At 31.8% G+C, this 25,736-nt stretch carries 18 protein-coding genes and 1 pseudogene; 12 read left to right on the top strand and 7 right to left on the bottom strand.

The window, feature by feature from the left end:
- Positions 1–85: pseudogene (locus V5787_RS00720) on the bottom strand (IS1595 family transposase); the annotation flags it as partial.
- A 446-nt stretch (positions 86–531) separates the two neighbouring features.
- Here V5787_RS00720 and V5787_RS00725 point away from each other — a divergent pair.
- On the top strand, positions 532–1,386 hold the full coding sequence (locus V5787_RS00725) for an N-acetylglucosamine kinase (protein WP_336891376.1): 855 nt from the start codon (positions 532–534) through the stop codon (positions 1,384–1,386).
- Here the strand turns inward: V5787_RS00725 and murF are convergent.
- Positions 1,375–2,625: a UDP-N-acetylmuramoyl-tripeptide--D-alanyl-D-alanine ligase gene (gene murF / locus V5787_RS00730; protein ID WP_336891377.1), complete on the bottom strand. Its 1,251-nt coding sequence runs from the start codon at positions 2,623–2,625 to the stop codon at positions 1,375–1,377. The two genes, V5787_RS00725 and murF, sit on opposite strands and share 12 nt — an antisense overlap.
- A gap of 68 nt (positions 2,626–2,693) precedes the next feature.
- Entirely contained in the window at positions 2,694–4,394 is a 1,701-nt protein-coding gene (gene gldJ, locus V5787_RS00735) for a gliding motility lipoprotein GldJ (protein WP_336891378.1), read from the bottom strand.
- Positions 4,395–4,698: 304 nt separating this feature from the next.
- On the opposite strand from gldJ, the gene porU reads away from it, so the two are divergent.
- The 4 genes from porU to V5787_RS00755 all read left to right on the top strand — a co-directional run bounded on the left by porU (position 4,699) and on the right by V5787_RS00755 (position 11,106).
- Complete coding sequence (porU, locus tag V5787_RS00740; RefSeq protein WP_336891379.1) at positions 4,699–8,424, top strand: type IX secretion system sortase PorU; 3,726 nt, start codon at positions 4,699–4,701, stop codon at positions 8,422–8,424.
- A gap of 26 nt (positions 8,425–8,450) precedes the next feature.
- Entirely contained in the window at positions 8,451–9,593 is a 1,143-nt protein-coding gene (porV, locus tag V5787_RS00745) for a type IX secretion system outer membrane channel protein PorV (RefSeq protein ID WP_336891380.1), read from the top strand.
- 3 nt (positions 9,594–9,596) lie between these two features.
- On the top strand, positions 9,597–9,965 hold the full coding sequence (locus tag V5787_RS00750; protein WP_336891381.1) for a group III truncated hemoglobin: 369 nt from the start codon (positions 9,597–9,599) through the stop codon (positions 9,963–9,965).
- Positions 9,966–10,035: 70 nt separating this feature from the next.
- Entirely contained in the window at positions 10,036–11,106 is a 1,071-nt protein-coding gene (locus V5787_RS00755; RefSeq protein WP_336891382.1) for a ketoacyl-ACP synthase III, read from the top strand.
- Here V5787_RS00755 and lipB read toward each other — a convergent pair.
- Positions 11,103–11,813 (bottom strand): lipoyl(octanoyl) transferase LipB, encoded by a 711-nt coding sequence (gene lipB / locus V5787_RS00760; RefSeq protein ID WP_336891383.1) that lies wholly within the window; start codon positions 11,811–11,813, stop codon positions 11,103–11,105. The genes V5787_RS00755 and lipB overlap by 4 nt on opposite strands.
- Before the next feature lie 150 nt (positions 11,814–11,963).
- On the opposite strand from lipB, the gene gldA reads away from it, so the two are divergent.
- Positions 11,964–12,857, top strand: a complete 894-nt coding sequence (gene gldA / locus V5787_RS00765) for a gliding motility-associated ABC transporter ATP-binding subunit GldA (RefSeq protein WP_336891384.1) — start codon at positions 11,964–11,966, stop codon at positions 12,855–12,857.
- 2 nt (positions 12,858–12,859) lie between these two features.
- Here gldA and tsaD read toward each other — a convergent pair whose 3' ends face one another.
- Positions 12,860–13,894, bottom strand: coding sequence for a tRNA (adenosine(37)-N6)-threonylcarbamoyltransferase complex transferase subunit TsaD (gene tsaD / locus V5787_RS00770; RefSeq protein WP_336891385.1), 1,035 nt, complete (start codon positions 13,892–13,894; stop codon positions 12,860–12,862).
- A 96-nt stretch (positions 13,895–13,990) separates the two neighbouring features.
- Here tsaD and V5787_RS00775 point away from each other — a divergent pair, with 96 nt between their 5' ends.
- The 5 genes from V5787_RS00775 (at position 13,991) to V5787_RS00795 (ending at position 22,112) form a co-directional block, all read left to right on the top strand.
- Entirely contained in the window at positions 13,991–18,391 is a 4,401-nt protein-coding gene (locus V5787_RS00775; protein ID WP_336891386.1) for a translocation/assembly module TamB domain-containing protein, read from the top strand.
- Positions 18,392–18,417: 26 nt separating this feature from the next.
- The gene (locus V5787_RS00780) at positions 18,418–19,326 is read left to right on the top strand and encodes a sugar phosphate nucleotidyltransferase (protein WP_336891387.1); all 909 of its coding nucleotides are present in this window, start codon (positions 18,418–18,420) and stop codon (positions 19,324–19,326) included.
- A 275-nt stretch (positions 19,327–19,601) separates the two neighbouring features.
- Complete coding sequence (gene pfkA, locus V5787_RS00785; RefSeq protein WP_336891388.1) at positions 19,602–20,588, top strand: 6-phosphofructokinase; 987 nt, start codon at positions 19,602–19,604, stop codon at positions 20,586–20,588.
- 34 nt (positions 20,589–20,622) lie between these two features.
- Entirely contained in the window at positions 20,623–21,621 is a 999-nt protein-coding gene (gap, locus tag V5787_RS00790; RefSeq protein WP_336891389.1) for a type I glyceraldehyde-3-phosphate dehydrogenase, read from the top strand.
- Between the two features lie 122 nt (positions 21,622–21,743).
- The gene (locus tag V5787_RS00795; RefSeq protein WP_336891390.1) at positions 21,744–22,112 is read left to right on the top strand and encodes a methylglyoxal synthase; all 369 of its coding nucleotides are present in this window, start codon (positions 21,744–21,746) and stop codon (positions 22,110–22,112) included.
- Between the two features lie 136 nt (positions 22,113–22,248).
- On the opposite strand, the gene V5787_RS00800 is transcribed toward V5787_RS00795, so the two are convergent.
- Positions 22,249–24,534, bottom strand: a complete 2,286-nt coding sequence (locus V5787_RS00800) for a transglycosylase domain-containing protein (protein ID WP_336891391.1) — start codon at positions 24,532–24,534, stop codon at positions 22,249–22,251.
- Positions 24,535–24,540: 6 nt separating this feature from the next.
- Positions 24,541–24,921, bottom strand: a complete 381-nt coding sequence (locus tag V5787_RS00805; RefSeq protein WP_336891392.1) for a RidA family protein — start codon at positions 24,919–24,921, stop codon at positions 24,541–24,543.
- Between the two features lie 328 nt (positions 24,922–25,249).
- Here V5787_RS00805 and V5787_RS00810 point away from each other — a divergent pair, with 328 nt between their 5' ends.
- Entirely contained in the window at positions 25,250–25,387 is a 138-nt protein-coding gene (locus V5787_RS00810) for a hypothetical protein (RefSeq protein ID WP_336891393.1), read from the top strand.
- Positions 25,388–25,736 lie beyond the last annotated feature (349 nt).

A 25,736-nucleotide genomic window follows, 5' to 3' on the forward strand; every position in this document is an offset into this window, starting at 1 on the left:
TTTTGGCTAAATAAGCCTTACAAGCTTCATCATTTGGCAGTTCTTTTATAAAACTCAGTATATTTTGACCTTGAAAAACATCCATATCTGTTATATTTAATGACACTAAGATACAGAAACTAAATGACTAACTCAGTAAAAAGAATAGAGATGTGTTATATCAAAAACAGCAACAAATCGCTAACAAAATATATATTTCATACGGACTTTTTCGATAAATGAAGTTTGAAATTTCGATGAAAGTGTTGTCGATAAATAGAAAGTTGAAGTACTTTAAAATCCCACACGAAAACAGAGTGTACAGGCATTGATCGGCAATAAATACTTCAATGTGAACTGTAATTAAGGTGGTAGCCCACTCTTAAATTCCAATAATAAATGGAGCTTTTATAGGGGTACATTAAAGTTGATCTTTTCAGGAGAAAAGGAGCAATTGAGTTTGTCGTTCGAAATCGATATAGTAACGATAGATGTTGTTAAATTAAAATTGATATAATTATAATATATTTGATAAATATTAAATTATAAAATATGATTTTAATAGCAGATGGAGGTTCAACCAAGGTAGATTGGATTGCTTTAGATGAGCAAAAGAATGAATTATTTAAAATAAGAACACAGGGATTAAATCCTGCCGTTGTTGAAGAAAAAGTATTGAAAGAAAGAGTCCTTTCAGCAAAGGAGTTTTCAGAGAATTTGGATCAGGTAACACAAGTGTTTTTCTATGGTGCAGGTTGTGGAACTAAGGTTGCTACTAAAATTTTAAAAGATCTTTTAGAAGAGTTGTTTTCAAATGCTACTGTAATTGTAGAGGAAGACATGTTGGCTGCTGTTTATGCTGCTACAGGAAGTGATCCGGCTATTGTTTGTATTTTAGGAACAGGCTCAAACAGTTGTTTTTATGACGGTAAAGAAACTCATATGAATACTGTTTCTTTGGGTTATATGTTGATGGATGAGGCAAGTGGAAATTATTTTGGAAAAAGATTAATTCGCAATTATTATTACAAAACAATGCCAGCTCATATTGCTGCTAAGTTTGAAGAATCATATGATTTGTCGCCAGATACAGTAAAACACAAATTATACAAAGAACCGAACCCAAATACGTATTTAGCTGATTTTGCTAGTTTTATGTTTCAGTTTAAAGAAGAAACTTATGTAAAGGAAATGATGGAATCTGGTTTCGATGAGTTTTTTGTGACTCGTGTTTTACCTTTTGAAAAGGATAAGTCGACACCAATTTATTTTATTGGATCAATAGCTCATTATTTTTACGATATTTTAAAAAAAGTTGCTGATAAATACGAATTGAATCTTGCAGGTGTTATACAACGTCCTATAGATAACCTTATAAAATATCATAAAGAGTATTTAATCAAATAATTCTAGGGTTCTCTCTAGTGCCATGCCTCTTGAGCCTTTAATAAGATAGGTAGCAGAGGTTGGATGAAATGATTTTTTAAAAGCCTCAAAGGTCGAATGTAAATTCGATTTTGAGGCTTTTGTTTTTGAAAAATGTTTTCCGATTAGATGGATTTCATTAGGACATAAGGATTCAGCTAGATTTAAAATAGCTTGATGTTCTTGATTACTAGTCTTACCAAGTTCAAACATATCACCTAGGATAATGATTTTTTTTGTTGCAGAAATTTGTTTAAAATTATTTAATGCAGCCTCCATACTAGTAGGGTTTGCGTTATAAGCATCTAAAATAATTTTAGATTTTCCTTTTTCTATGATTTGAGATCTGTTATTGGTTGGGCGGTAGCTTTCTATAGCCAATTTAATATCCGTTGCTGAGACGTTAAAATATTCTCCAATAGCAATTGCCGCATTTAGATTGCTAAAATTGTATTTCCCAATTAAATGAGTATGAATTTCCAAGCCAGCATATTCTATTACTAAAAAAGGATCTGTTTTCAGTAAGTTGGTTTTATCTCCAAAATAAATTGAATCTAGGTTAGTGGTTAATTTTACTTGAATAGGATCTTTACTGTTGATAAATACTTTTCGATTGTTTGCTTTTAGATAATCAAATAATTCCGTTTTTCCTTTTATAACCCCTTCAAGACTTCCAAAACCTTCTAAATGTGCTTTGCCGAAATTTGTGATATAACCGAAATCAGGTTCTGTAATAGAAGTTAAAAGTTCAATTTCATGTAAGTGATTGGCTCCCATTTCCACAATTCCTATTTCTGTTTTTTCAGTGAAAGATAATAGTGTAAGAGGAACACCAATATGGTTGTTTAAGTTTCCTGCTGTTGCAGTGGTGTTAAATTTTTTAGATAAAACGACATGGATTAATTCTTTTGTCGTTGTTTTACCATTACTACCCGTTAATGAAATGATTTTAGTATTTAGTTCTCGTCTGTGGTAATTTGCTAATTTTTGTAGCGTTTTTAAAACATCTTTTACTAAAATAGTTTTATCACTCGTATCGAATTCAGGTTCATCTATTATAGCATAAATAGCTCCTGATTTCAGTGCTTTTTCTGCAAACTTATTACCATTGAAGTTTTCTCCTTTTAAGGCGAAGAAGATAGTGTTATTAGTGATATTTCTAGTATCAGTAATAACTCCATTACTCTGTTTAAAGTATTTGTAGATAGTTGATATTCGCATATGAAAATAATTTTATAACAAAAAAACCTCACTAAAAATTAGTAAGGTCTTTTTTGTTTAATTTTATCCTATTTATGATAAATACTTCTTTTCGATCCTGACATATTTCCAACTTTATCTAAAGCGCATCGGAATCCAATAAATTCTGTTGCCATATATTGTGGTAAATATCTTCTTTGAGCAGGATCTAACCAAAATTCACGGTCTTTCCAAGATCCACCTTTATAGACTCTTGTTTCGTCTCCGATTAAAGTAGTTCTCATCTTATTATCGTAAACGATTTTTAACTCACCCGTATCAGAATCTAATGTTGTCACAGGGTCTAATGGCGAATTATACATTCTAGGAATGTTATCCACTTCTGAGATATCTAGATTGTAATGTATTGAGTTTCTTATATCTCCATCACCTAAACTTGAATTGTTCGATTGTATATAATTAGACTTTAATTGTGCATCCTCCTTTGTAATAGGTTCATAAAGTACTCTGCCAGGAATATTTTTTATGTAAATTTTACCATTAGGAAGTGTGTCATATAATACATCATTGTAGTCTGCAATAATTACGTTCCCACTTGAGTCAATGGTTTTTTTTAGAAATAAATTACCTCTTACATAATTGAAGTCATTCATTTCTGTATCGATATTAGGTCTGTAAACATCATAAACCCATTCTGCAACATTTCCAGCCATGTCATATAAGCCAAAAGCATTTGGAGGGTATGATTTAACTTTATTAGTAATGTCTGCCCCGTCACTACTCCAGCCAGCTAAACCACTATAATCTCCTTTTCCTTGTTTAAAATTAGCCAATTGATTACCGCGGTTTTTTGAAGAATTACTTCTAGTATATTTTCCACTCCATGGATATTTTTTACGACCTTTTAAAGTGTTATATTCTCTGTTTTCAACATCGGCTTTGGCGGCATATTCCCATTCTGCCTCTGTAGGAAGCCTAAAGTCTGGATATAAAATACCATCATGTGGTTTTACATGTCTACCTTTAAAACTGTTTTCAACAGGATCTCCTATTACATTAGATTTCCTGTTGCTCTTTAACCCTTTTTTATAGATTGTTGAATTTCCATCAAAAAGTAAATTTGGGTTTGAATAATATGCATCTGTATTAAAGTGATTCTTACCTTCAACTGAAATAGAATCTTCATTAAATAAATTTTTAATGATTCCTAAATCCATCAATATTTTTTCATTTACCCTATCAGTTCTCCATTCACAAAAGTCGTTTGCCTGAGACCAGCTTACACCAACAACAGGGTAATTTGCATAAGCAGGATGTCTTAAGTAAGTTCCACTTAATGATTCGTTGCTACCCATAGCATTTCTCCAAACTAACGTGTCAGGTAAAGCTGCTTTATAAATATGACTATAATTATCTCCTCGAGGAGGGAAAACACGCTCTAACCACATTAAATAAAAGAGGTACTCTGAGTTGGTGACTTCAGATTCATCTAAATAAAAAGATCGAATTTGCATTCTTTTAGGTGTTGTGTTCCAATCAGACATAATGTCCTCTTGTACACTTCCCATCGTAAAAGTGCCCCCTTCAATCAATACCATCGATGTAGGGGTTTTAAGTTCTTTGTATTGATTATTAACCGAAAATCCTCCATAATCAGGGTCGTTAAATTTCCATCCAGTGAGTGTAGAGGTATTTGATTTGTTATTTGTTGTTGAGAATTTACTACAATTAACCAAGCTAAAAATTAATAAAGCAAAGGCTAAATATTTTATTTTAAACAAAATGTTCATATTTGATTTGATATTTTAGGGCATTTTAATCATACTGCAATTTACACTAATTATGGTTTTTCGCAATAAATTCAGAATAAAATACTTTGTTGGTAATATTGTTAATGATCTATAGGTGTCTTTTTATAACGATTGGTTTATTCCTTTATTATATGTTATCTTGCAGTTGCGAAAAATAAATGTTATTTCGTAAAGAATGAAGGTGCTTTTTAGAAAATATTTTATCCTATCAATTTTAATTCTGTTCTCTACAACAGGAGTGGTGCTCAAAGCTCAAACTAAGCATTTTTCTCTTAATTGGGATATGGATGCAGAAATAGAAATCTCCAATGGGGTTAAGTTTTCAGTACCCTTAGTTGAAAACAATTTCCTTGATGCAAACGAGAATCCTTTGTTTCAAAGTTATTGGGATATTGGCACAGGATATAATAAAGTATCTTATAGATTGAAAAATATAGTTTTTGAAAATGTAGGAGAAAGTTATCAAAATTTATTTAATCTAGAGTTCGTTTCGGAAGATGTTGTGAGTAGCTTAGAAATTTCACGTTCGCCTAGTGCTTATGGAGTAACATTAATGGTTTTTCCTCTCGTGAAAGAAGGGAAAACAGTAAGAAAAATTGTCTCTTTTGATATAGAATATCAATTGTTTAGTGTTTCTACGAAGTCTTTGAAAACGAGTTCAACTAATAATTCGGTGTTGCAAACAGGGAATTGGTATAAGTTCTCAATTGATAAAACAGGAATTTTTAAACTTGATAAAAGTTTTATTGAAAGTTTAGGACTGTCAGTATCAGATATTGATCCTAAGGATATTAGAATTTATGGAAATGGGGGGGGGATGTTGCCAAATTTGAACAGTGATTTTCGTTACGATGATTTGCAAGAGAATGCGATATATGTAAACGGTGAAGATGATAACTCTTTTAATGATGATGATTTTGTTTTATTTTACGGCAAAGGAGCACATGATTGGTTGGTTTCTGACGAGAGTGAAATTTCACATAGGCAAAATATATATTCAGAAGAAGCTTATTATTTTTTGAATGTCGATATAGGAAGAGGAAAAAGGATTAGTGAAGCTGCTGAGGTAGTAAGTCCTGCTACAGATCTCATTACAACATATAAAGATTATATCGTTTATGAGGATGATTTGGTGAATTTAATAGGGGCTGGTCAGCAATGGTTTGGGGATTCTTTTTCTGTAACTAATAATCGTGATTATAATTTTAATTTTGAAAATATTGATGTTTCAAAACAAATAAAAATTAAAGTAAGGGGAGCATCAACATCTAATATTGCTACAAATATGCTAGTTTCTGTTGACGATACTGAAGTATTAACCTTGAGCTATTCAAGTATCACTGATTCTCAAATGGCTAGAGCTGCAGTTAATTCTGTTGAAGTTGTTGCTAAAGGACCCAATATTGATGTAAATATTATTTATAACAATAATGGTAATCCAGCATCGGATGCATTTTTGGACTATATAGAGATTATTGGAGGTAAGCTATTAATTGCTTCTGGGAGTCAATTCTTGTTTAGGAATTTTATTTCTCAACAAAATTCTAGAATTCTAGAATATTCAATTTCCAATTTATCAAATATTGATATGGTTTGGGATGTTACAAATTCTATAGAACCCAAATTGATTACAAATCAGAGCTCAGGGGAGAATTTTGTTTTTAAAGCGAATTCGGGAATTCTAGGGGAATATGCTGTTTTGAATGATACGGATTATTATTTGCCAAAATTAATATCTAATGGTCCGATAGGGAATCAGAATTTACATGGGTTAAAAGATATTCAATACCTTTTAATAACAAATGAAAATTTATCAAGTCAGGCTCAAAGGTTGGCAGATTACCATAGTACGAATTCGGATTTGAGCACAAAAGTAGTTTCTTTAAAAGAAATTTATAATGAATTTGGCTCAGGAAGTCCCGATATTACTGCAATTAGAGATTTTGTAAAGTATTTGTATGACAATGCTTCTTCTGAGGATTTTAAAATTAAGTACCTATGTCTTTTTGGAGATTCATCCTATGATTATAAAGACCGTATAGCAAATAATAATAATATTGTTCCGGTATATTTAGCCTATAGTAGCTTTAGTCTTTCTAGTTCATATGTTACAGATGATTATTATGGGATGATGGATGAGAATGAGGGAGGCATGACTAGTGCTAATAAACAGGATGTTGCAACTGGCAGAATTTTAGTGTCTGACAATACTGAAGCTGCCATTGTAGTAGATAAAATACTTGCTTATTATGATAGCAGCTCTTATGGTAGTTGGAGGAATTCAATAGTCTTTGTTTCGGATGATATGGAGGATGCTTCTGAATTTGATTTTCAAGTGGATTTGGACGCAATAGCCGAATCTATAAAAGAAGAAAAACCACAATACAACATTAAAAAAATATATGCAGATTCCTATGTTCAGGTTCAAACAGAAGGGGGATCTAGGTATCCTGATGTGAATACAGCGATTTCTAACTCTATGGATAGCGGAACACTTCTGTTTAACTATTTTGGTCATGGTAACGAAATTGGGCTTTCTCATAAGAGAATTTTGTCGTTAGATGATATTGACTCTTGGGTTAATTTTAATAAGTCACCTCTATTTATTACCATAACTTGCGATTTTACAAGATTCGACAATCCGGCTACCTTTACAGCTGGAGAGGAAATTATTATTAGTAGTAAAGGCGGTTCAGCAAGTTTAATTTCAACAACAAGAGAGGTTTATGTAGATTATGGAAAGCGTTTTAATAAAGCGCTTATTCCTAATGTATTAGGCTTGCAGGGGAGTGTTCTTTCAAGTGCGGAAGCTCTAATGAATTCGAAAAATGAAGCTCAACTAAGTGATAACCAAAGATTTTTTATTTTTTATTTTGGAGACCCTGCAATGAAGTTAGGTGTAGCGGAACCAATGATTAAAGTAACACATATTAATGATAAAGACATTTTAGTGTATAGAGATACCTTAAAATCATTATCAAAAATTAAAATATCGGGAGAAGTTCAGGATGAAGATGGAAACTTGTTAAATGATTTCAATGGAGAATTGTCAACTATTATTTATGACAAACCCACATTTAAAAGCACTTTAAATAATGATGATTTATATGATGGTGATGGGAACCCATATATATTTACCTTTGAAACACAAGAAAGTAGTATTTTTAAAGGGAAGGCTAATGTAGAAAACGGATTGTTTAGTTTTGAATTTGTAGTCCCAAAAGACGTAAAATTGGCCTATGGTACATCTAAAATAAGTCTGTATTTTAATAATTTAAGTGATTCTAAAACTGGCTATGATTTAGAAACGATACTTGGTGGTATAAATGAATCACCAGACCCTGATGACGAAGGACCAGAGATTGAATTATTTATGGAAGATACTTCTTTTTTAGATGGAGGGAACACTAGCGAAAACCCAGTTTTAATAGCTTATTTTTCGGATAAAAGCGGAATCAATACATCTACAGGGGGAATTGGTCATTCAATTACTGCCGTAATTGATGGAGATGAAGGGAATCCAATTGAATTGAACGAATTTTACGAGTCTGAATCTGGAGATTTTACTAAAGGTGAAGTAAATTATACATTGAGGAATTTAACAGCAGGTCCACATACTTTAAAATTAAAAGTTTGGGATACATACAATAACGCTTCTGATAAAACGTTAAGTTTTACGGTAACTGAGTCTTCTGAGTTTGTTTTGGAAAATGTATTGAATTATCCGAATCCTTTTATAGATTATACAGAATTTTGGTTTACACATAATCAACCCAATGAATTGTTGGATGTTAAGATCTACGTTTATACTGTTTCTGGGAAATTGGTAAAATCTATTAGAGAGGTGGTTCAGACATCTGGAAGCTTGTCTCGAACGATAAATTGGAATGGGAAAGATGATTTTGGAGGCAGAGTAGGTAAAGGAGTTTATGTTTATAAAATAGAAGTAACCAATATTAGTTCAGGAGTAAGAGCCGAGAAATTTGAAAAATTAGTATTGCTTCAATAAGTAGTTAATTATATATAAAAATGACAATGAATAAGAAAATAGGAGTGTTTTTAATTGTTTTGACAACATTTTTAAGGATAAGTGCACAAGAACAAACAGCAAATCCGATTTCTATGGTAGCACCGTTGTTAATGATTAATTCTGATGCACGTTCCGCTGGTATGGGAGATGTAGGTGTAGCGACAACCTCAGATGCTAATTCAATTTACCATAATTCAGCAAAAATGGCTTTTAATACTTCTGAGTATACTGTCGGAATAAACTATACACCTTGGTTACAAAACTTAATAGATGGACTGTTTGTAGGGGGAGGTTCTGTTGTTAATAGAATTGATGAAAGGAGTGCGTGGGGAGCAAATTTGCGTTATTTTTCTTTAGGTACGATTGATTTATATGATGAATATGGGGTTTTTGAAGGTGAGGAGAATCCAAATGAATTGACAGCGGCGGTTTCTTATGCTTTAAAATTGAATGATTATTTTTCAATGGGAGTTACTTTACGATATATTCGTTCTGACCTTTCTATTAAATCCTTGAATACAGATATTTCTCCAATTAATGGTTTTGGCGTAGATGTATCTGGGTTTTATCAATCACCAGAAAAAAATTATGGTAGTTTTAATGGTAGAATTCGTGCAGGATTTAATATTTCTAATTTAGGACCGAAAGTGTCTTATACTTCAGGAGAAGAGAATTTTATTCCAACTCGATTGAGACTAGGAGGAGGATTTGATTTTATCTTAAATAATTTCAATACATTTGCTATTACAGTAGAGTTTTCTAAATTATTGGTTCCAACTCCTCCAATTAGAGATAGTTCTGGAGAAATAATTTTAGGACAAGATGATAATGTTGGATGGGTAGAAGGTATGTTTCAGTCATTTTCGGATGCTCCTTATGGCTTTAAAGAAGAAATGGATGAAATAACTGTTGGTATAGGAGCAGAGTACATATACAATAAATCATTTGCTTTAAGAGCTGGGTATTTTCACGAGAGTGAATTTAAAGGGAATCGCCAGTATTTTACGATGGGGGCAGGAGTAGAAGCTAAATCATTTAATATTGATTTGTCATATTTAGTGAATACTTCATCTGTATATAATCCTTTAGAAAGTACTTTGCGTTTTTCTCTTTCGTTTGATTTGGGAGATATATATGATAATTTTTAGGTTTTGGATATAGAAAACAGGGAAGATCTTTATAAAATAGTTCAATTGTTTTATCAAAAGTTATTTGATGATGATGAGGTGAAGCACTTTTTTGTGGAATTTTTGGAGCCAGAAAACCTGGAAAAGCATTTAAATATATTGGTTGATTTTTGGGATAATGTACTGTTTCATTCAGGCACTTATGCTAAAAATGCAATGCAGCCACATATTGAAAAACATAAGAAAACCCCCTTTAAAAAGAAAAGTTTTGAAAAGTGGTTACTTCTATTTAGTTCTTCTGTAGATGAGTTGTTTAAAGGGGAAAATTCAGAAGTTTTAAAAAATCGTGCTCAATCTATTGCAATAGTAATGCAACTTAAAATTCTTCATTGATAATAATTGATTATTTTTGTGTTTAGTTAAGTGAAAATTGCGAATAGCAATTGCTTATAAAATTATTTTTATGTCAATTTATTCTGTTATTACCGGTACAGGTAGCTGTATTCCCTCTAAAGTAAAAAAAAATTCTGATTTTCTGTCTAGTACTTTCCTAAATGAAGAAGGTGCCGTTTTTAAAGGTAGCAACGATGTTACCATTGGTAAGTTTAAGCAGATTACAGGAATCGAAGAAAGACGATATGCTGAGGATCATTTGAATACTTCAGATTTAGCCACTATTGCAGCAGAAAAAGCTATTAAATCCTCAGGGATTGATAGAAATACAATTGATCAAATAATTGTAGCCCATAATTTTGGGGATGTAAAATATGGAAGTATTCAAGGAGATACTTTACCAAGTCTAGCTTCAAAAATTAAAAATAAATTAAAAATAAAGAATACCTATTGCGTAGCATATGATTTATTGTTTGGTTGTCCAGGTTGGGTACAGGGTATTATACATGGTGAAGCTTTTATAAAATCTGGTATGGCTAAGAAAATACTGGTTATCGGTGCAGAAACACTTTCAAGAGTTGTGGATGACTTTGATAGGGATTCTATGATTTATGCTGATGGGGCAGGAGCTGTGATATTAGAAGCTAAAGAGAGTAAAGAACCTGTGGGGGTATTGAGTTATGGAGCTCAATCCTTTACAGAAAAGGAAACTAATTATTTGTTTTTTGGTGAGTCGTATAATAATGATGCTTTAGATAATACAAAGTATATCAAGATGAACGGACGTAAAATTTATGAGTTTGCGTTAAATAATGTTCCTGATGCGATGAAATCAGTATTAGAAGATAGCGGAATTTCAATTAATCAAGTAAAAAAAATATGTATTCATCAGGCAAATGAAAAGATGGACGAGGCAATTGTAGAACGTTTTTATAAGTTGTATAACTTAAAAGCACCAGAATCCGTGCTTCCTATGAGTATTTATAAGTTAGGTAATAGCTCCTCGGCTACGGTTCCAACCTTGTTAGATTTAATTTTAAAAGGTAAAATGGAAGGTCATCAAATTGTTAGTGGTGATGTTGTTATTTTGGCCTCTGTAGGAGCTGGAATGAATATAAATGCAGTTGTTTATAAATTTTAAGAAACGGATTGTTGTTCAAAATTTATTTCAAATAGAGTAGTAAGGTGTTTTGTGATTTTTTGCTTTACTTCATCTTCAGATATTTTTCTACCCAATTCCGCTTCCATTGATGTAACTGCTTTTCCTTTAATCCCACAAGGAATAATATGGTCAAAATAGCCTAAGTTGACATTTACATTAAGAGCAAAACCATGCATGCTAACCCATCTACTACAACGAACGCCTAAAGCACAAATTTTTCTAGCAAATGGAGTTCCTGGGTCAAACCAGACTCCAGTTTCACCTTTGCTTCTTTCAGCGTTCAAATCATATTCTTTTAGTGTGAGTATAATAGCCTCTTCTAAATATCGAAGATATTTATGAATATCGGTAAAGAAATTTTCGAGATCAAAGATAGGGTATCCAACAATTTGACCAGGTCCATGGTAAGTAATATCTCCACCCCGGTTACTTTTATAAAAAGTAGCACCTTTCGCTTTTAATTGTTTTTCGTTTAAGAGAAGGTTGCTAAGATTTCCGCTTTTTCCTAATGTATACACATGTGGGTGTTCTACAAAAAGCAAATAATTATCTGTAGGTAATTGTTGTTCATTATTTCTATTGATCATTTTTTTTTCAATGATACTGTCAAATAACTCAACTTGATAATCCCAAGCTTCTTGGTATCCTTTTCTTCCTAATTCCCGTATGTATACTTTTTTATTCATGTATGTAGTCCTCTAATAGCAGCTAAATAGAAGTACAAAGGTCTGAAAAATTACTGACTTAAATAGATTTCAAAAGGAATCTTGTTTTTTAGTGTTTTCAAAAGACGAGTCATTTGTATAAAAGTGTATTTTTGTAAGAAAACTCCAACTATGTCGATAAAAGTAGAAAATGTATCGAAATTATATAATACTCAGAAAGCAGTGCAAAATGTTTCATTTGAAATAGAGAAAGGAGAAGTCGTGGGGCTTTTAGGTCCAAACGGATCAGGGAAATCTACTTTAATGAAAATTATAACGGGTTTTATAACTTCTTTTCAGGGAGATGTATTGATTGAAGGAGTTTCTGTAAAAAAGAATTTATTGGCTATTCAAAAAAATATAGGCTATTTACCAGAGTCGAATCCGTTATATCAAGAGATGTATGTGTTAGAATATTTGACTTTTGTGGCGGAGGTTCATAAAATCCCAAAGAAGGAAATTAAAAATGTTTTGGATGCGGTAGGATTAACACAGGAAGCCCATAAACAGATTTATAAATTATCAAAAGGATATAAACAAAGAGTTGGATTGGCAGCGGCATTGATACATAATCCGAAAATTTTAATTTTAGATGAACCAACAACAGGATTAGATCCAAATCAGTTAATTGAAATTAGAGATTTAATAAGACAGTTAGGTGAAAATAAAATAATTATACTATCTACACATATTATGCAAGAGGTAGAAGCGGTATGTGATCGGGTTTTAATTTTGAAAAATGGAGAGATCGTAGCAGATGAAAATTTAAAAAAATTAAAGGAGCAGCAAATGCAAATAATTGAAGTGGAATTTGATTTTCAAATAGAAAAACGTTTCTTTAATCAATTGCCAGATTTACAATCTTTGACTTCTTTAGGAGGTGCTGTTTGGGAATTAACTTTCGATACGAAAGAAGATATGCGTTCAAAAGTGTTCGATTTTGCTACAGAGAATGGACTTAAAATTATACAACTAAATACTAAAAACAAAAATTTAGAGTCTTTATTCACTGAATTGACAAATTAAGATTAGCTGAGGTCATTTACCTTTAATCTTGCATTTGCAGAAACACCAATGTCACTAAAATTATTTTGTAAATATTTATAGTATCCAGCAATGGCAATCATACCAGCATTATCGGTTGTGTATTCAAATTCAGGAATATAGGTCGTCCATTTATAAGTGTTTTCGGTTTCTTTTAATCTCTTTCTGATTTCTGAATTGGCAGAAACTCCACCTGCAATCGCAACATGTTTGATTCCTGTTTCTTTAACTGCATTTTTTAATTTATCCATCAAGATAGTTGTAATTGTATGTTGTAAGGAAGCGCAAATATCAAATAAATTTTCTTCAATAAAATTAGGGTTTTCTTTTTCTTGCTTTTGGATAAAGTATAAAAAGGCAGTTTTTAACCCGCTAAAGCTAAAATCCATTGGACCTACTTTAGGTTTGGTAAATTTGTAGGCTAACGGATTTCCATGCTTTGCATGTTTATCAATTAATGGACCACCTGGGTACAGTAGGTTAAGTATTTTGGCAGATTTATCAAAAGCCTCTCCAACAGCATCGTCAATTGTTTCTCCTAAAACACTCATCTCAAAATAATCTTCCACTTTTACAATTTGGGTATGTCCTCCACTTATGGTTAAACATAAGAATGGAAACGGTGGTTTTTTACAGTCATTATTATGGATGAAATGAGCCAATACATGGGCTTGCATGTGGTTAATGTCTAAAAGAGGAATGTTTAAAGACAAGGCTAAAGACTTTGCAAAAGATGTGCCTACAAGTAATGAACCCATTAATCCAGGTCCTCTTGTAAAAGCTATGGCATTTAAGTCTTTTTTGTCGATATTTGCTTTTTGAATTGCTTGTTGAACTACAGGAACGATATTTTGTTGATGTGCCCGTGAAGCTAACTCAGGAACAACACCTCCATATTCGGCATGTATGGATTGATTGGCAACGGTATTAGATAGAATTTTATCGTTGCAAATTACTGAAGCACTGGTGTCATCGCATGATGACTCAATGGCAAGTATATAAACAGGTTTTTTAGACATAATAAAAATAATTAGGCATCCTTTTGCTAATAGGTAACAAAGTTAAAGCATATCAAACGAATAAGAAAAATACTAACTAGAATTTTAGCAATTGTTTTGCTGATATTAATCGTTTTCAGCATTTTGCTTGCTCAGCCTTGGATTCAAACAAAAATTGGAGAAAAAGTCTCTGAATTTTTAAAAGAAACTTATGATGTTGCTATTACTGTTGATAAAATAAAAATTTCAGTTATTGGGAAGTTGGAGTTTTCTGGGGTTTTGGTAAAAGATCATCATAATGATACTTTGATAGCAGTTTCTAGATTTGATACGGATATAAGACAATTAAGCTCTTTACTAAATTCAAGATTGTTATTTGGTGAGTCTAATATGTCTGAAGGAGTTTTTCATATGAAAACCTATAAAGGGGAGGATACAAATAACCTTACCGTTTTCTCTAGAAAATTTTCAAAAGAAAAAAAGAATCCTTTTCAGTTAAATATTCCATATGTTGGGTTAAACAACATTGATTTTGATATTGTAAATCAAAACAAAAAAAAGGACTCTATGGTCGCTTATTATCATGGAATTAATGGTTTAATAAAGGATTTTGAATTGAAAGGGCCAAATTTTTCTTTACGTGTTGAAAATGCAAATTTTATTGAAAATCATGGGTTAAAAGTGAATAATTTAACCACGGATTTTTCTTTTTCTAAAACACAAATGTTATTTCGAGAAGCTTATTTGGAAACTCCAAATTCGAAAATAGATCTAGATATTACTTTTAATTATAAAGGAGACGATTTAAAGGACTTTAATAATAAAGTTCAAATTGAATGTGCAATTAATAATTCTTATATATCACTTATAGATTTAAAAAAAATGTACAAAGAATTTAATGGAAATGATTTGTTAAAAGTATCATCAGTCTTAAAAGGAACTTTGAATGATTTTAGGCTTTTGCATTTTGACTTGTCATCAGGTTCCGATTTGAAAATAAAAGGGAACTATCATGTCAAAGAAGCCGTAAATCAAGGAGTTGGTTTTTCAATGAATGGCGTTAGTGATGAGTTAACTTCTGATTATGCAAATTTAAAATCAATATTGCCAAATTTTCTTGGGAAAAGTTTACCGACAGAATTGAAAAAGATAGGTGTATTTACAATTTCTGGAGCAACTTTAATAACAAATAAATTGTTGGATATAGTAATAGAAATCAAATCAAACATGGGAAATGTTAGCGTTGATTTGGAATTGACAAATATTGATCATATTGATAGTGCTACTTATAATGGATATGTAAAAGTAGTTGACTTTGAATTCGGTAAAATGATTGGGGATCCTTTAATTGGGCAGTTGTCCTTTGAGGGAGAAGTTGAAGGAGAAGGGTTTAAATTAGAGAATATAAACACATCGTTAAATGGTGTCGTTTCAAAGCATCAATATAAAGGATATACATACAGGGGGATTAAAGTAAATGGATTGTTGGAAAACAAACTGTTTAATGGCCATTTAATCATGAATGATCAGAATATTAGCTTTGATTTTACGGGACTAGCTGATCTATCTGAAGAAGTGTATAAGTTTGATTTTAATGTGACTGTTGATAAATTAGATTTGAAAAAATTACATCTTTTTGAAAGAGATAGTATCGCTGTACTAAAAGGAGATATTAATGTGGATCTTTCAGGTAATTCTATCAATAATATTATCGGTACAGTAAGTTTTAAAAACGCCACATACACAAATGAATACAAAGCACATACTTTTGAGAATTTCTCACTAACATCTGAACATAATGAGCATATTAGGACATTGACATTTAGTTCTAAAGATATTATAAATGGTAAAATAAAGGGAGCTTTTAGGTTTCAGGATTTAGGGGCGATGGTTCAGAATTCCCTTGGAAGTATGATGGCAAATTATGCTCCAGTAGAAGTGAAAGGAGATCAGTTTATAGAATTCGATTTTGAGATTTTTAAAGAAATAATCCCGGTGTTAGCTCCAAACGTAAGTTTGTTGTCAAGTGCGAGTTTAAAAGGGAAAGTTTTAGATGGGGATAATGAGATAAAGTTGTTGTTTGTAACTCCAAAATTGAAGGTGAATAGAACATTGTTGGATAGTGTTCGTCTTAAATTGGATAATAAGAATCCATCTTTAAATACCAATTTTAGTATTAAAGAAATAAATTCACCCAACTATACTATTCGAAATTTAGACATATATAATAAAAAGGTAAACGATACTTTGTATTTTAGAGCTGATTTTACAGGAGGAATTAAAAATGAAGAACGTTTTGGTCTTGTTTTTTATTATACAATTGACAAGGAGAAAAAATCTGTTTTGGGAGTCTTGGAATCTAAAATTTTATTTAAAGATATAGAATGGAAGATTAATCCGTCAGGAAATAAAGATAACAAATTGATTTTTGATGTACAAAAGCAAGAGTATGAAATTAAAGAGATAGAATTTATTACAGAGGGGCAAAAAATTCGATTTGATGGAGTGATTCGAGATTCCACATATAAAAACTTGCATATGAAATTTGTCAATGTAAATTTAGGTGCCATTATGCCTAAAATTGAGAGCCTGTCTTTAAATGGTGTTTTAGATGGAAACTTTAATTTTAAGCAAGAAAAAGGAATTTATAATCCTCTTGGGGATTTAAGGATCAAAGAGTTTTCCATAAACGATTTTTTGCAAGGGGATTTAAATATGCAAGTAAACGCAAAAGATTCCTATAAAAAATATCAGATAGATGTTTCTTTGATAAATGATACGTTCAAGAAGTTCGAAGCTGCAGGAGTAATTGACTTTAGAAGTAAAGAGCCTTCGATCGATTTGGATGTGAAATTAAATAATTTTAATTTAAATGCATTTAGCCCTTTAGGGAAAAACGTGCTTTCTCAGATAAGAGGTGTTGCAGATGGAGAGTTTAAAGTAATAGGAGCTTTGTTAAACCCAGAAATGAATGGGGTTTTAGAGTTGAATCATTCAGGGTTTACTTTGCCTTATTTAAATGTAGATTATAATCTTGTCAATAATCCAAAAGTTACTTTGGAAAAACAGACTTTCAGATTTGATAATTTAGTAATTCAAGATTCTAAATTCGATACAAAAGGAACCATTAATGGAACCATAAAGCACACGAGTTTTAAAAATTGGAAATTAGATTTGAATTTAAAGTCTGATAGAATTTTAGTATTGGACACGAAAGATGGTGATGATGTTAGTTATTATGGAACAGGTTTTATTAATGGAATGTCAAATATTACAGGAACAATAAAAGACTTGAAAATTGATTTAAAAGCTAAAACGTTAAAAGGAACTAAATTTATCATTCCGCTAAATGATGTTAAAACCGTTGAAAATTCATCTCTGATACATTTTAAATCGGATGACACAATGGTTTTTGAAGAATCTATATTTGACAATAAGTTTTTGCTTGAGAAATTCCAAGGACTTTCCATGAATTTTGATATAGATATTACGCCAGATGCAGAGGCGGAAATTGTAATTGATCGAGTTTCTGGAAGTTCGCTAAAAGGTTTTGGATCTGGAAATTTGTTGATTGAGATAGATACCAATGGTAAATTTAACATGTATGGTGATTATAATATTGATAAAGGTTTTTATAATTTTATTTATGGAGGAATCATTAACAAACCATTTGAAATCCAAAAAGGAGGAGTTATTTCATGGGATGGAGACCCTATGAATGCGAACCTTAATATTCAGGCGATTCATAGGGTAAAAGCGAACCCGAAAGTATTGCTTACAGATTTAAATACCAGTAGAAAAATAGCCGTTGATTTGGTTACCGATATCAGTGGGAGTTTGTTTAATTCGCATGAAGAATTTAATATCATTATTCCGAATTCTAGCTCTACTGTAGCGTCAGAGTTGTCATTTGTTCTGAATGATGATGATGAAAATGCAACACTTCGACAATTTTTTTCGTTACTAATAACGAAGAGGTTCTTTAATGACGATAACGTTGCATCTAACGGGAGCTCGGCATTAACAGGTACGACTTCTGATATTATTTCAGGTGCTTTGTCTGATATTTTTAATGAAGAAGGAGATAAGTTTCAAATAGATGTAGGATATACATCTGCAGATAAGAGTGATGTTGAAGAATATAATATAGACAATCAGGTTGATATTTCTTTGAAAACTCAAATCAGCGATAAAATTTTAATCGACGGTAATTTAGGAGTGCCTGTTGGGACAAATACGCAATCTAATATTATAGGTGAAGTTATAGTTGAGTTTTTAGTAGGTGACGAAGGAAGGCTGAGTTATACCGTTTTCAATAGACAAAACGAAGTGCAGTATTCAGAAGAAGAGGAGGGACACACTCAAGGGATAGGGTTGATTTATCAAATTGATTTTAATAACCTTAAAGAAATGTTGATGAAACTTGGAATTATTAGAAAAAAAAGAAATACTTTAGATAACCTTGATGTAGAGCATGTATCAGATGATTTGATATTGGTAGTTCCATCAATATTATAGAAAAAACAATATTAAAACTTATAAAAATGAAAAAGCACACTTTGGTGATTCTTGCTGCAGGAATGGGTAGTAGGTATGGCGGATTGAAACAATTAGATAAAATGTCTGAAGATGGTGATACAATAATAGATTTCTCTTTATATGATGCCATTGAGGCGGGTTTTAAAAAAGTTGTATTTATTATAAGAGAGTCCTTTAAAGATGATTTTAAAAAGATTTACGATGAACGATTAAAAGGAAAAGTTGAGGTGGATTACGTTTGTCAGGAACTGGATAAAATACCTGCAGGTTTTGATGTTGACACTGAAAGAATAAAGCCATGGGGTACTGGACACGCAACTTTAATGATTAAGGATGTTGTAAAAGGTAATTTTATTGTTATTAATGGAGATGATTTTTATTCTAAAGGAGCTTTTAAAACAATTATTAAGGAATTAGATAATATTGATGTCAATTCTTATAATATGTGTATGGTAGGGTATAATTTAAAAAACACCATTTCAGAAAATGGATTTGTATCTAGGGGAGAATGTTTTGTAAATGAAAATCAAGAACTCGCAAGTATTATTGAGAGAACTCATATTGAAGAAATTGCTGGTCAAATCAAAAGGAAAGATGATAATGGTAAATTTGTGCCTATGTCTGAGGATACAATCGTATCGATGAATTTTTGGGGGTTTACGCCTAAATACTTGGAGGTATTGGAATCTGATTTTAAATTGTTTTTAGCGGAAAGATCAAAAGAATTAAAAAGCGAGTTTTTTATTCCAACCGTGGTAAATAATATTATTAAGTCAGGTAAAGGTGCTGTTAAAGTGTTGACTTCTGATGCAAAATGGATGGGAGTAACTTATGCTGAAGATAGGTCAACTGTTGTTGAGGCGATAAACAAGCTTAAAAAAAATAAAATTTACACGAAAAATTTATGGGCGTAAAAATTTAAAAATTTTACAGATAACAAAAGACCGAAGTTGTAACTAAAATACACTTCGGTCTTTTGTTATAAATAAGTTAATAGTTAATTCTTTCAAGATTTGGAGAGGTATTAATTCATAATAAAATTCTATTTTAGTAATCTCTTAAAAAGAACTATATTTAGCTGGTTTAAAAAATAAAAAACAGGCTTTTAAGCCGAAAACGTTTTCGTATAAAAGTTGCTAAATTGGTTCTGTAATCTATATAAATAGTAATTTTATACAATAATAGAAAGATGAATATACAATTAAAAAAGATAGCAGTTATGACCTCAGGAGGTGATTCTCCAGGTATGAATGCAGCAATTAGATCAGTGGTAAGAACATGTGCATATCATAAAGTGAAATGCGTGGGTGTCTATCAAGGATACCAAGGAATGATTGAAGGAAAATTTATTGACTTGAATGCGAGAAGTGTGAATAATATCATCAATAAGGGTGGTACTATGCTTCAATCTGCAAGGTCTATGGAGTTTATGACAGTTGAAGGAAGAGTGAAAGCATATGAAAATTTAATAGCTAAAGGAATTGAAGGATTAGTTATTATTGGCGGAGATGGAACTTTTACTGGAGGGATGATTTTTAATCAAGAACATAATTTTCCAATTATTGGAATTCCATGTACGATAGATAATGATATTTACGGAACTCAATTTACATTAGGATACGATACTTGTTTGAATACAGCTGTTGAAGCAATTGATAAGATTAGAGATACAGCCTCTTCTCACAACCGTTTGTTCTTTGTTGAAGTAATGGGTAGAGATGCAGGGTTTATTGCATTGAATGCAGGAGTAGGAGCAGGAGCAGAAGAAATTTTAATTCCAGAAGAAAACATCGGCTTAGATAAAATGTTGGAATCGTTAATTAAAAGTAAAGAATCTGGAAAAACTTCTAGTATTGTTGTTGTTGCAGAAGGAGAGAAAACAGGGAAAAATATATTTGAATTGGCAGAATATGTTGAGGAAAATTTGCCAGAGTATGACGTTAGAGTTTCTGTGCTAGGACATATGCAACGAGGAGGAGCACCAAGTTGTTTTGATAGAGTTTTGGCAAGTAGATTTGGGGTTTCGGCTGTGGAGTTATTATTGTCTGGTTCTTCAAATTTGATGGTTGGTTTTGTGAATAACGAAATAAAATATACACCCTTAGAAAAAGCAGTGAAAGAACATCATAAAATTGACGAGGAGCTTTTAAGAGTGGCTGATATAATGTCAGTATAATGATTAGAATAGAAATAAATTAAATTTAGATAAGATGATTAAAATAGGAATTAATGGATTTGGTAGAATCGGAAGATTTGCATTCAGATCTGCAGTAGCAAGAGAAAATGTACAAGTTGTTGGAATCAATGATTTGTTAGATGTAGATTATTTAGCTTACATGTTGAAATACGATTCAGTACATGGACCATTTGACGGAACTGTTGAAGTGGCTGATGGAAAATTAATCGTAAATGGAAACGAAATCAGAATTACTGCTGAGCGTAATCCTGCTGACTTAAAGTGGGGTGAAATAGGAGCTGACTACATAATTGAGTCTACTGGATTCTTTTTAACTAAAGAAACTGCTGGTGGTCACTTAGAAGCTGGAGCTAAAAAAGTAGTTTTATCTGCGCCATCTAAAGATGATACACCTATGTTTGTAATGGGAGTAAACAATTCTGAATTGAAAGCTGAGGATACTATTTTCTCTAACGCATCTTGTACTACAAACTGTTTGTCTCCTATCGCTAAAGTATTAAATGATAACTGGGGAATCACTGAAGGGTTAATGACTACAGTTCATGCTGCAACTGCAACTCAAAAAACAGTTGACGGGCCTTCTATGAAAGACTGGAGAGGTGGACGTTCTGCTATACATAACATCATTCCTTCATCTACTGGAGCTGCTAAAGCTGTAGGAAAAGTAATTCCTGCTTTAAATGGAAAATTAACGGGTATGGCTTTCCGTGTACCAACAATGGATGTATCTGTAGTTGATTTAACTGTAAAGTTAGACAAACCTGCTACTTATGCTGAGATTTGTGCTGCAATGAAATCTGCATCAGAAAATGAAATGGCTGGGGTATTAGGATATACTGAAGACTTAGTAGTGTCTCAAGATTTTATCGGAGAAACTCGTACTTCTGTATTTGATGCTAATGCTGGTATTGCATTGAATGATAACTTTGTAAAAGTTGTTGCTTGGTATGATAACGAAATAGGTTACTCTACTAAAATTGTTGACTTAATTGTGTATTCTGCTTCTTTGTAAGAATAGTTTTAATTAAATATTAAATATCCCGATTTGGTGACAAATCGGGATATTTTGTTTGCTAATAGTAGTGTGGGTTGATTACAATTGGTTATTTTGCACTTGAATTTGAAACTTAAAATATGGAAATAGCTATTATTGCTCATGACGGGAAAAAAGCTGATATGGTTCAGTTTTTAATGCTGCATAAAGAATTATTAAAAGCTAAAGAGATTAGCTTAATCTCTACAGGAACTACAGGTTCTAAAGTTGAGGCAGCAGGGCTAAAGGTAAACAGGTTCTTATCAGGACCCATGGGTGGAGATGCGCAAATTGCTGGACGTGTAGCAGAGGGAAAAGTGTCTATGGTATTGTTCTTTAGAGATCCTCTAGAAAAACACCCTCATGAACCTGATGTATTGATGTTGTTGCGTTTGTGTGATGTACATAATGTTCCTCTAGCAACAAATCCCGCAACAGCAACACTGTTAATAAATTCTTTGAATCAATAAAAGTATCTAAAAAAAAGAGAAAACCTTGAAATTAAAATTTAATAGCAAGTCACTTTTCTTAGATTTAAGATATGCTTAGAGATTTTAAATGTAAAGAAAAGGTTGTTTATTTTTGTCAGATTAAACTAAAAACAAGTTAATTGGACTTTTTATTTCGCCCAAATAAGCGGTCAAAGAAGCCTCTTTTTTTCTCTCCTTTTTTTTTCGCTTTGGTTATATCTTTTTCGAAAAATTCTAATATTTTTTCAAAGGTGTTTTCGTCTCGATAGAATTCACAGTCACAATCATCAATTATATCCTCGTTAAATTTAGGAAACCCGGCAGATAAATTATTGTTTATAATTTTAGACGAGTATTTTTTTGAAACGACAGAAGCTACAATAGGCAATGCAGCGATGGATCCTCCTCCTATTCCTGGAGCCAAATGAATACTAGGATATTTACAACCGACCCAAGATCCTATGATAAACTTGGAGTTAAATCCGATAAACCAAGAATCACTGTAATTTTGTGAGGTACCTGTTTTTCCTGCCCAATCACCTTTGGCATTGTACTTGTGAATTAGTGATTTTGCAGTGCCATTTTCAACAACTCCTTTTAAAAGGTATTGCATGGTCTCTAAGGAATATGTATCTATTGTGTTTTCTAATAGTGGTTTTTTTTGCTTCGTTTTACGCATATGCTCATAAATAATCTCTCCTTTTGATGTTTTGATAGAAGTTATATAATACGGGCTAATTCCTTCTTTTCTTGTAGCAAAAGGAATGTATGCATGAACCAACTCCTGTAAGGAGTAAGTGGTTGTGCCTAATGCTGTTGATGGAACATCTTTTAGCTTTTTTGTAATGCCGAGTGCATCTACTATTTTTTGTAAATTTTTGTGTCCTACGTCTATATAAGTTTTTATTGTAGGTATGTTCATGCTTTTTGCTAAAGCACCTGGCATAGAATAATATCCGCCTTCTGAATGGTTGTGGTTTTCAGGTTTCCAGTCGTTGTACTTAGGATATGTTTTTACATCATTATTGATCCAGTCACATGGTTTTTGTCCATTTTCTAAAGCCGCTGTATAAACAAAAGGTTTAAATATTGAGGCAGCCTGTCTTTCACTGGTAATTAAATTATAGGGAAGGTATTTATAATTATTACCACCCACATATACTTGGACAGCTCCACTTGTAATATCAACTCCGTAAACGGCAGCATTTATCATTTTTAAATAATGGTGAATAGAATCTATTTTTGATAAGTTTTTTGTTTTAGGATTCCAGTCAAACAATAAACGTTTTTCTTTTTTCTTAGCAGAGTCAATAATAGAATTATGACTGAGTTTTAGTTTGGTATAATGCTTATAGTCTTTTGTAGATTCCCATTCTTTCTCGATGATACGTTGGATCTTTGTTTGCTTTTTTAAGGTATTCCAATAGGAGTCCATAGAGTGTTGAAGTTTTGTTAAATGCTTTTTCCTAGCGATTAATGCTGCATTTTGTAATTCCGAATTTAGTGTAGTTTCGATAATCAATCCATCTCGTTCAAGATTCCAATTAGCTCCGTTATGCTTTATGAGGTTAGATAAAATATTGTTTGTCTTGTTTTTTATTTGATGTAAAAAATACCCATTAGGGTTTTCTAAAAGGAGATTTTTATACTTGGTATTTAGTGGAGATTGACAAGCGTTTATTAATGTGTCATCAGAAATAAATCCAGCCTTGTGCATTTGTGCTAATACTACATTTCTTCTGATTTTAGCATGATCTGGATGTTTTCTAGGATTGTAATATGTGTTTGCTTTTAACATCCCAACAAGTACTGCTCCTTGCTCCAAACTAAGTTCACTTGTAGAGGTAGAAAAATAACGAAGAGAGGCTGTTTCAATTCCGTAAACACGTTCTCCAAAAGGTACTGTGTTTAAATATAGAGTTAAAATATCATTTTTAGTGTAAATATTTTCTAACCTATTTGCTAGTATAGCTTCTTTGGTTTTGTTTACGGGCATTGACAAAAAAGAAAAATCTTTTCTGTGAAATAAATTTTTAGCCAATTGTTGAGTGAGGGTACTTCCTCCTCCAGAAGATCGATTTCCTAAAATAATGGTTTTAAATAAAACACGCAATAGCGCAATTTTATCAATCCCATCGTGCTCGTAAAATCGAACATCCTCTGTTGCAATTAACGCTTCAATCAGATGTTTTGGGATTTTATTAAATGTTGTTTGCGTACGGTTTTTATGGTAGAACTTTCCAATGATTTCATTGTCTGCACTATAAACGATACTTGCTTCAGCTTGTTTTATTTCTGTTAATTCTTTTGAGGACGGAATAGGTCCAAAACCACCTACTAGAACTGTACCAATAAATAATGCTATAAGAACAGAGGATAGAAGTCCTAGTTTTAGCAGAAAAACAATAAACTTACGGATCATTATTTCTTATTTGTGAGCGATCATAGAAATTTCAAGAGAAACATTTTTGGGGAGTTTTGAAACTTCAACAGTTTCTCTTGCAGGAGCCGTTGTTTCATCAAAATAACTTCCATATATTTTATTGATTTCTGAAAAATCATTCATATTTTTTATGAAAATAGATGATTTAACAATGTTTTCAAAAGTCATATTAGCCTTAGCTAAAACTGCTTGTAGGTTAGACATAACCTGCTTTGTCTCTTCCTGAATGCTATCTGTTACAAACTCTCCTGTTTTAGGGTTGATAGCAATTTGTCCTGAAATATATAATATATCATTTGCTAATACAGCTTGATTGTATGGCCCTAATGGAGCGGGTGCGTTGTTGGTATTGATTATTGTTTTCATGAATTAATTGTATTAAGCTTGGAATCAGTATTCTAACGCAACAAATTGTTGTTGATTTTGATGTTGCTAAATTACATTTTTTAGTTCAATATCCATCATTTATTTAGGCGTTTTACAGGTAGAACTATACTTTTAAAGTTACTGTTTTTAACAAGTATTTTGATTCCAGCTAGTTTCCAGTCTTTTGCTTTTTATTGATGATTTTTTTGAAGATTCATTTTCAGTTGGCTTAGTGCTGCCTTGAGTGAAATAGAATAATACTCCTTGTTTTTTTTGATATTTTAACAATTTTGGCTAGGCTCTAATAGTCCCATAAAACTACTATATTATGATGCATACAACTGAATTTACTGGCGCTATTGAGAGTGACGAACTTGAGGTGTCATTAAGTAATAAGGGAGAATGTAATCTAAATATAAAGCCAAGGAAACGAGTTGGATACTTTAAAAGGAATAATACCAAATAAACATCAAAATGATTGATTAAATTAGTTTCTATTTCCTTTATGTTTCAATATAAAATAGAACCGTAACTTAGGCTTCTATTTTTATTCCTTTTCTGAATAAAAAACATTCCAAATTACTATTGTGTCATTTAAAAATAATTGAGTTACACGCCTAGTGTCTGTTTTGTGTTTTTTTGACATTTAGGTTTTTGTAGTACCATTCTAAGAATTAAGACCGTTGCAAGGTACATGACAAAAACAAAGACCCAAACTTAGGGTGTAAATCATTGTTTGTTAGCTTATTAAGATGTATATTCAAGCCATGAAACTACAAATAACACCTACTTTTTCAGATAGCATTTGTGATTTA

It is taken from the genome of Flavicella sp. (assembly GCF_037132785.1).
Classification (GTDB): Bacteria; Bacteroidota; Bacteroidia; order Flavobacteriales; family Flavobacteriaceae; genus Flavicella.

What these genes read in the sequence shown, in the direction of transcription:
- tsaD (WP_336891385.1), bottom strand. Translation starts at nt 13,894, where the DNA reads ATGTCTAAAAAACCTGTTTATATACTTGCCATTGAGTCATCATGCGAT.
- porV (WP_336891380.1), top strand. Translation starts at nt 8,451, where the DNA reads ATGAATAAGAAAATAGGAGTGTTTTTAATTGTTTTGACAACATTTTTA.
- V5787_RS00755 (WP_336891382.1), top strand. Translation starts at nt 10,036, where the DNA reads ATGTCAATTTATTCTGTTATTACCGGTACAGGTAGCTGTATTCCCTCT.
- gldJ (WP_336891378.1), bottom strand. Translation starts at nt 4,394, where the DNA reads ATGAACATTTTGTTTAAAATAAAATATTTAGCCTTTGCTTTATTAATT.
- lipB (WP_336891383.1), bottom strand. Translation starts at nt 11,813, where the DNA reads ATGAATAAAAAAGTATACATACGGGAATTAGGAAGAAAAGGATACCAA.
- gap (WP_336891389.1), top strand. Translation starts at nt 20,623, where the DNA reads ATGATTAAAATAGGAATTAATGGATTTGGTAGAATCGGAAGATTTGCA.
- pfkA (WP_336891388.1), top strand. Translation starts at nt 19,602, where the DNA reads ATGAATATACAATTAAAAAAGATAGCAGTTATGACCTCAGGAGGTGAT.
- murF (WP_336891377.1), bottom strand. Translation starts at nt 2,625, where the DNA reads ATGCGAATATCAACTATCTACAAATACTTTAAACAGAGTAATGGAGTT.
- V5787_RS00810 (WP_336891393.1), top strand. Translation starts at nt 25,250, where the DNA reads ATGATGCATACAACTGAATTTACTGGCGCTATTGAGAGTGACGAACTT.
- porU (WP_336891379.1), top strand. Translation starts at nt 4,699, where the DNA reads ATGGATGCAGAAATAGAAATCTCCAATGGGGTTAAGTTTTCAGTACCC.
- V5787_RS00805 (WP_336891392.1), bottom strand. Translation starts at nt 24,921, where the DNA reads ATGAAAACAATAATCAATACCAACAACGCACCCGCTCCATTAGGGCCA.
- V5787_RS00780 (WP_336891387.1), top strand. Translation starts at nt 18,418, where the DNA reads ATGAAAAAGCACACTTTGGTGATTCTTGCTGCAGGAATGGGTAGTAGG.
- gldA (WP_336891384.1), top strand. Translation starts at nt 11,964, where the DNA reads ATGTCGATAAAAGTAGAAAATGTATCGAAATTATATAATACTCAGAAA.
- V5787_RS00800 (WP_336891391.1), bottom strand. Translation starts at nt 24,534, where the DNA reads ATGATCCGTAAGTTTATTGTTTTTCTGCTAAAACTAGGACTTCTATCC.
- V5787_RS00725 (WP_336891376.1), top strand. Translation starts at nt 532, where the DNA reads ATGATTTTAATAGCAGATGGAGGTTCAACCAAGGTAGATTGGATTGCT.
- V5787_RS00795 (WP_336891390.1), top strand. Translation starts at nt 21,744, where the DNA reads ATGGAAATAGCTATTATTGCTCATGACGGGAAAAAAGCTGATATGGTT.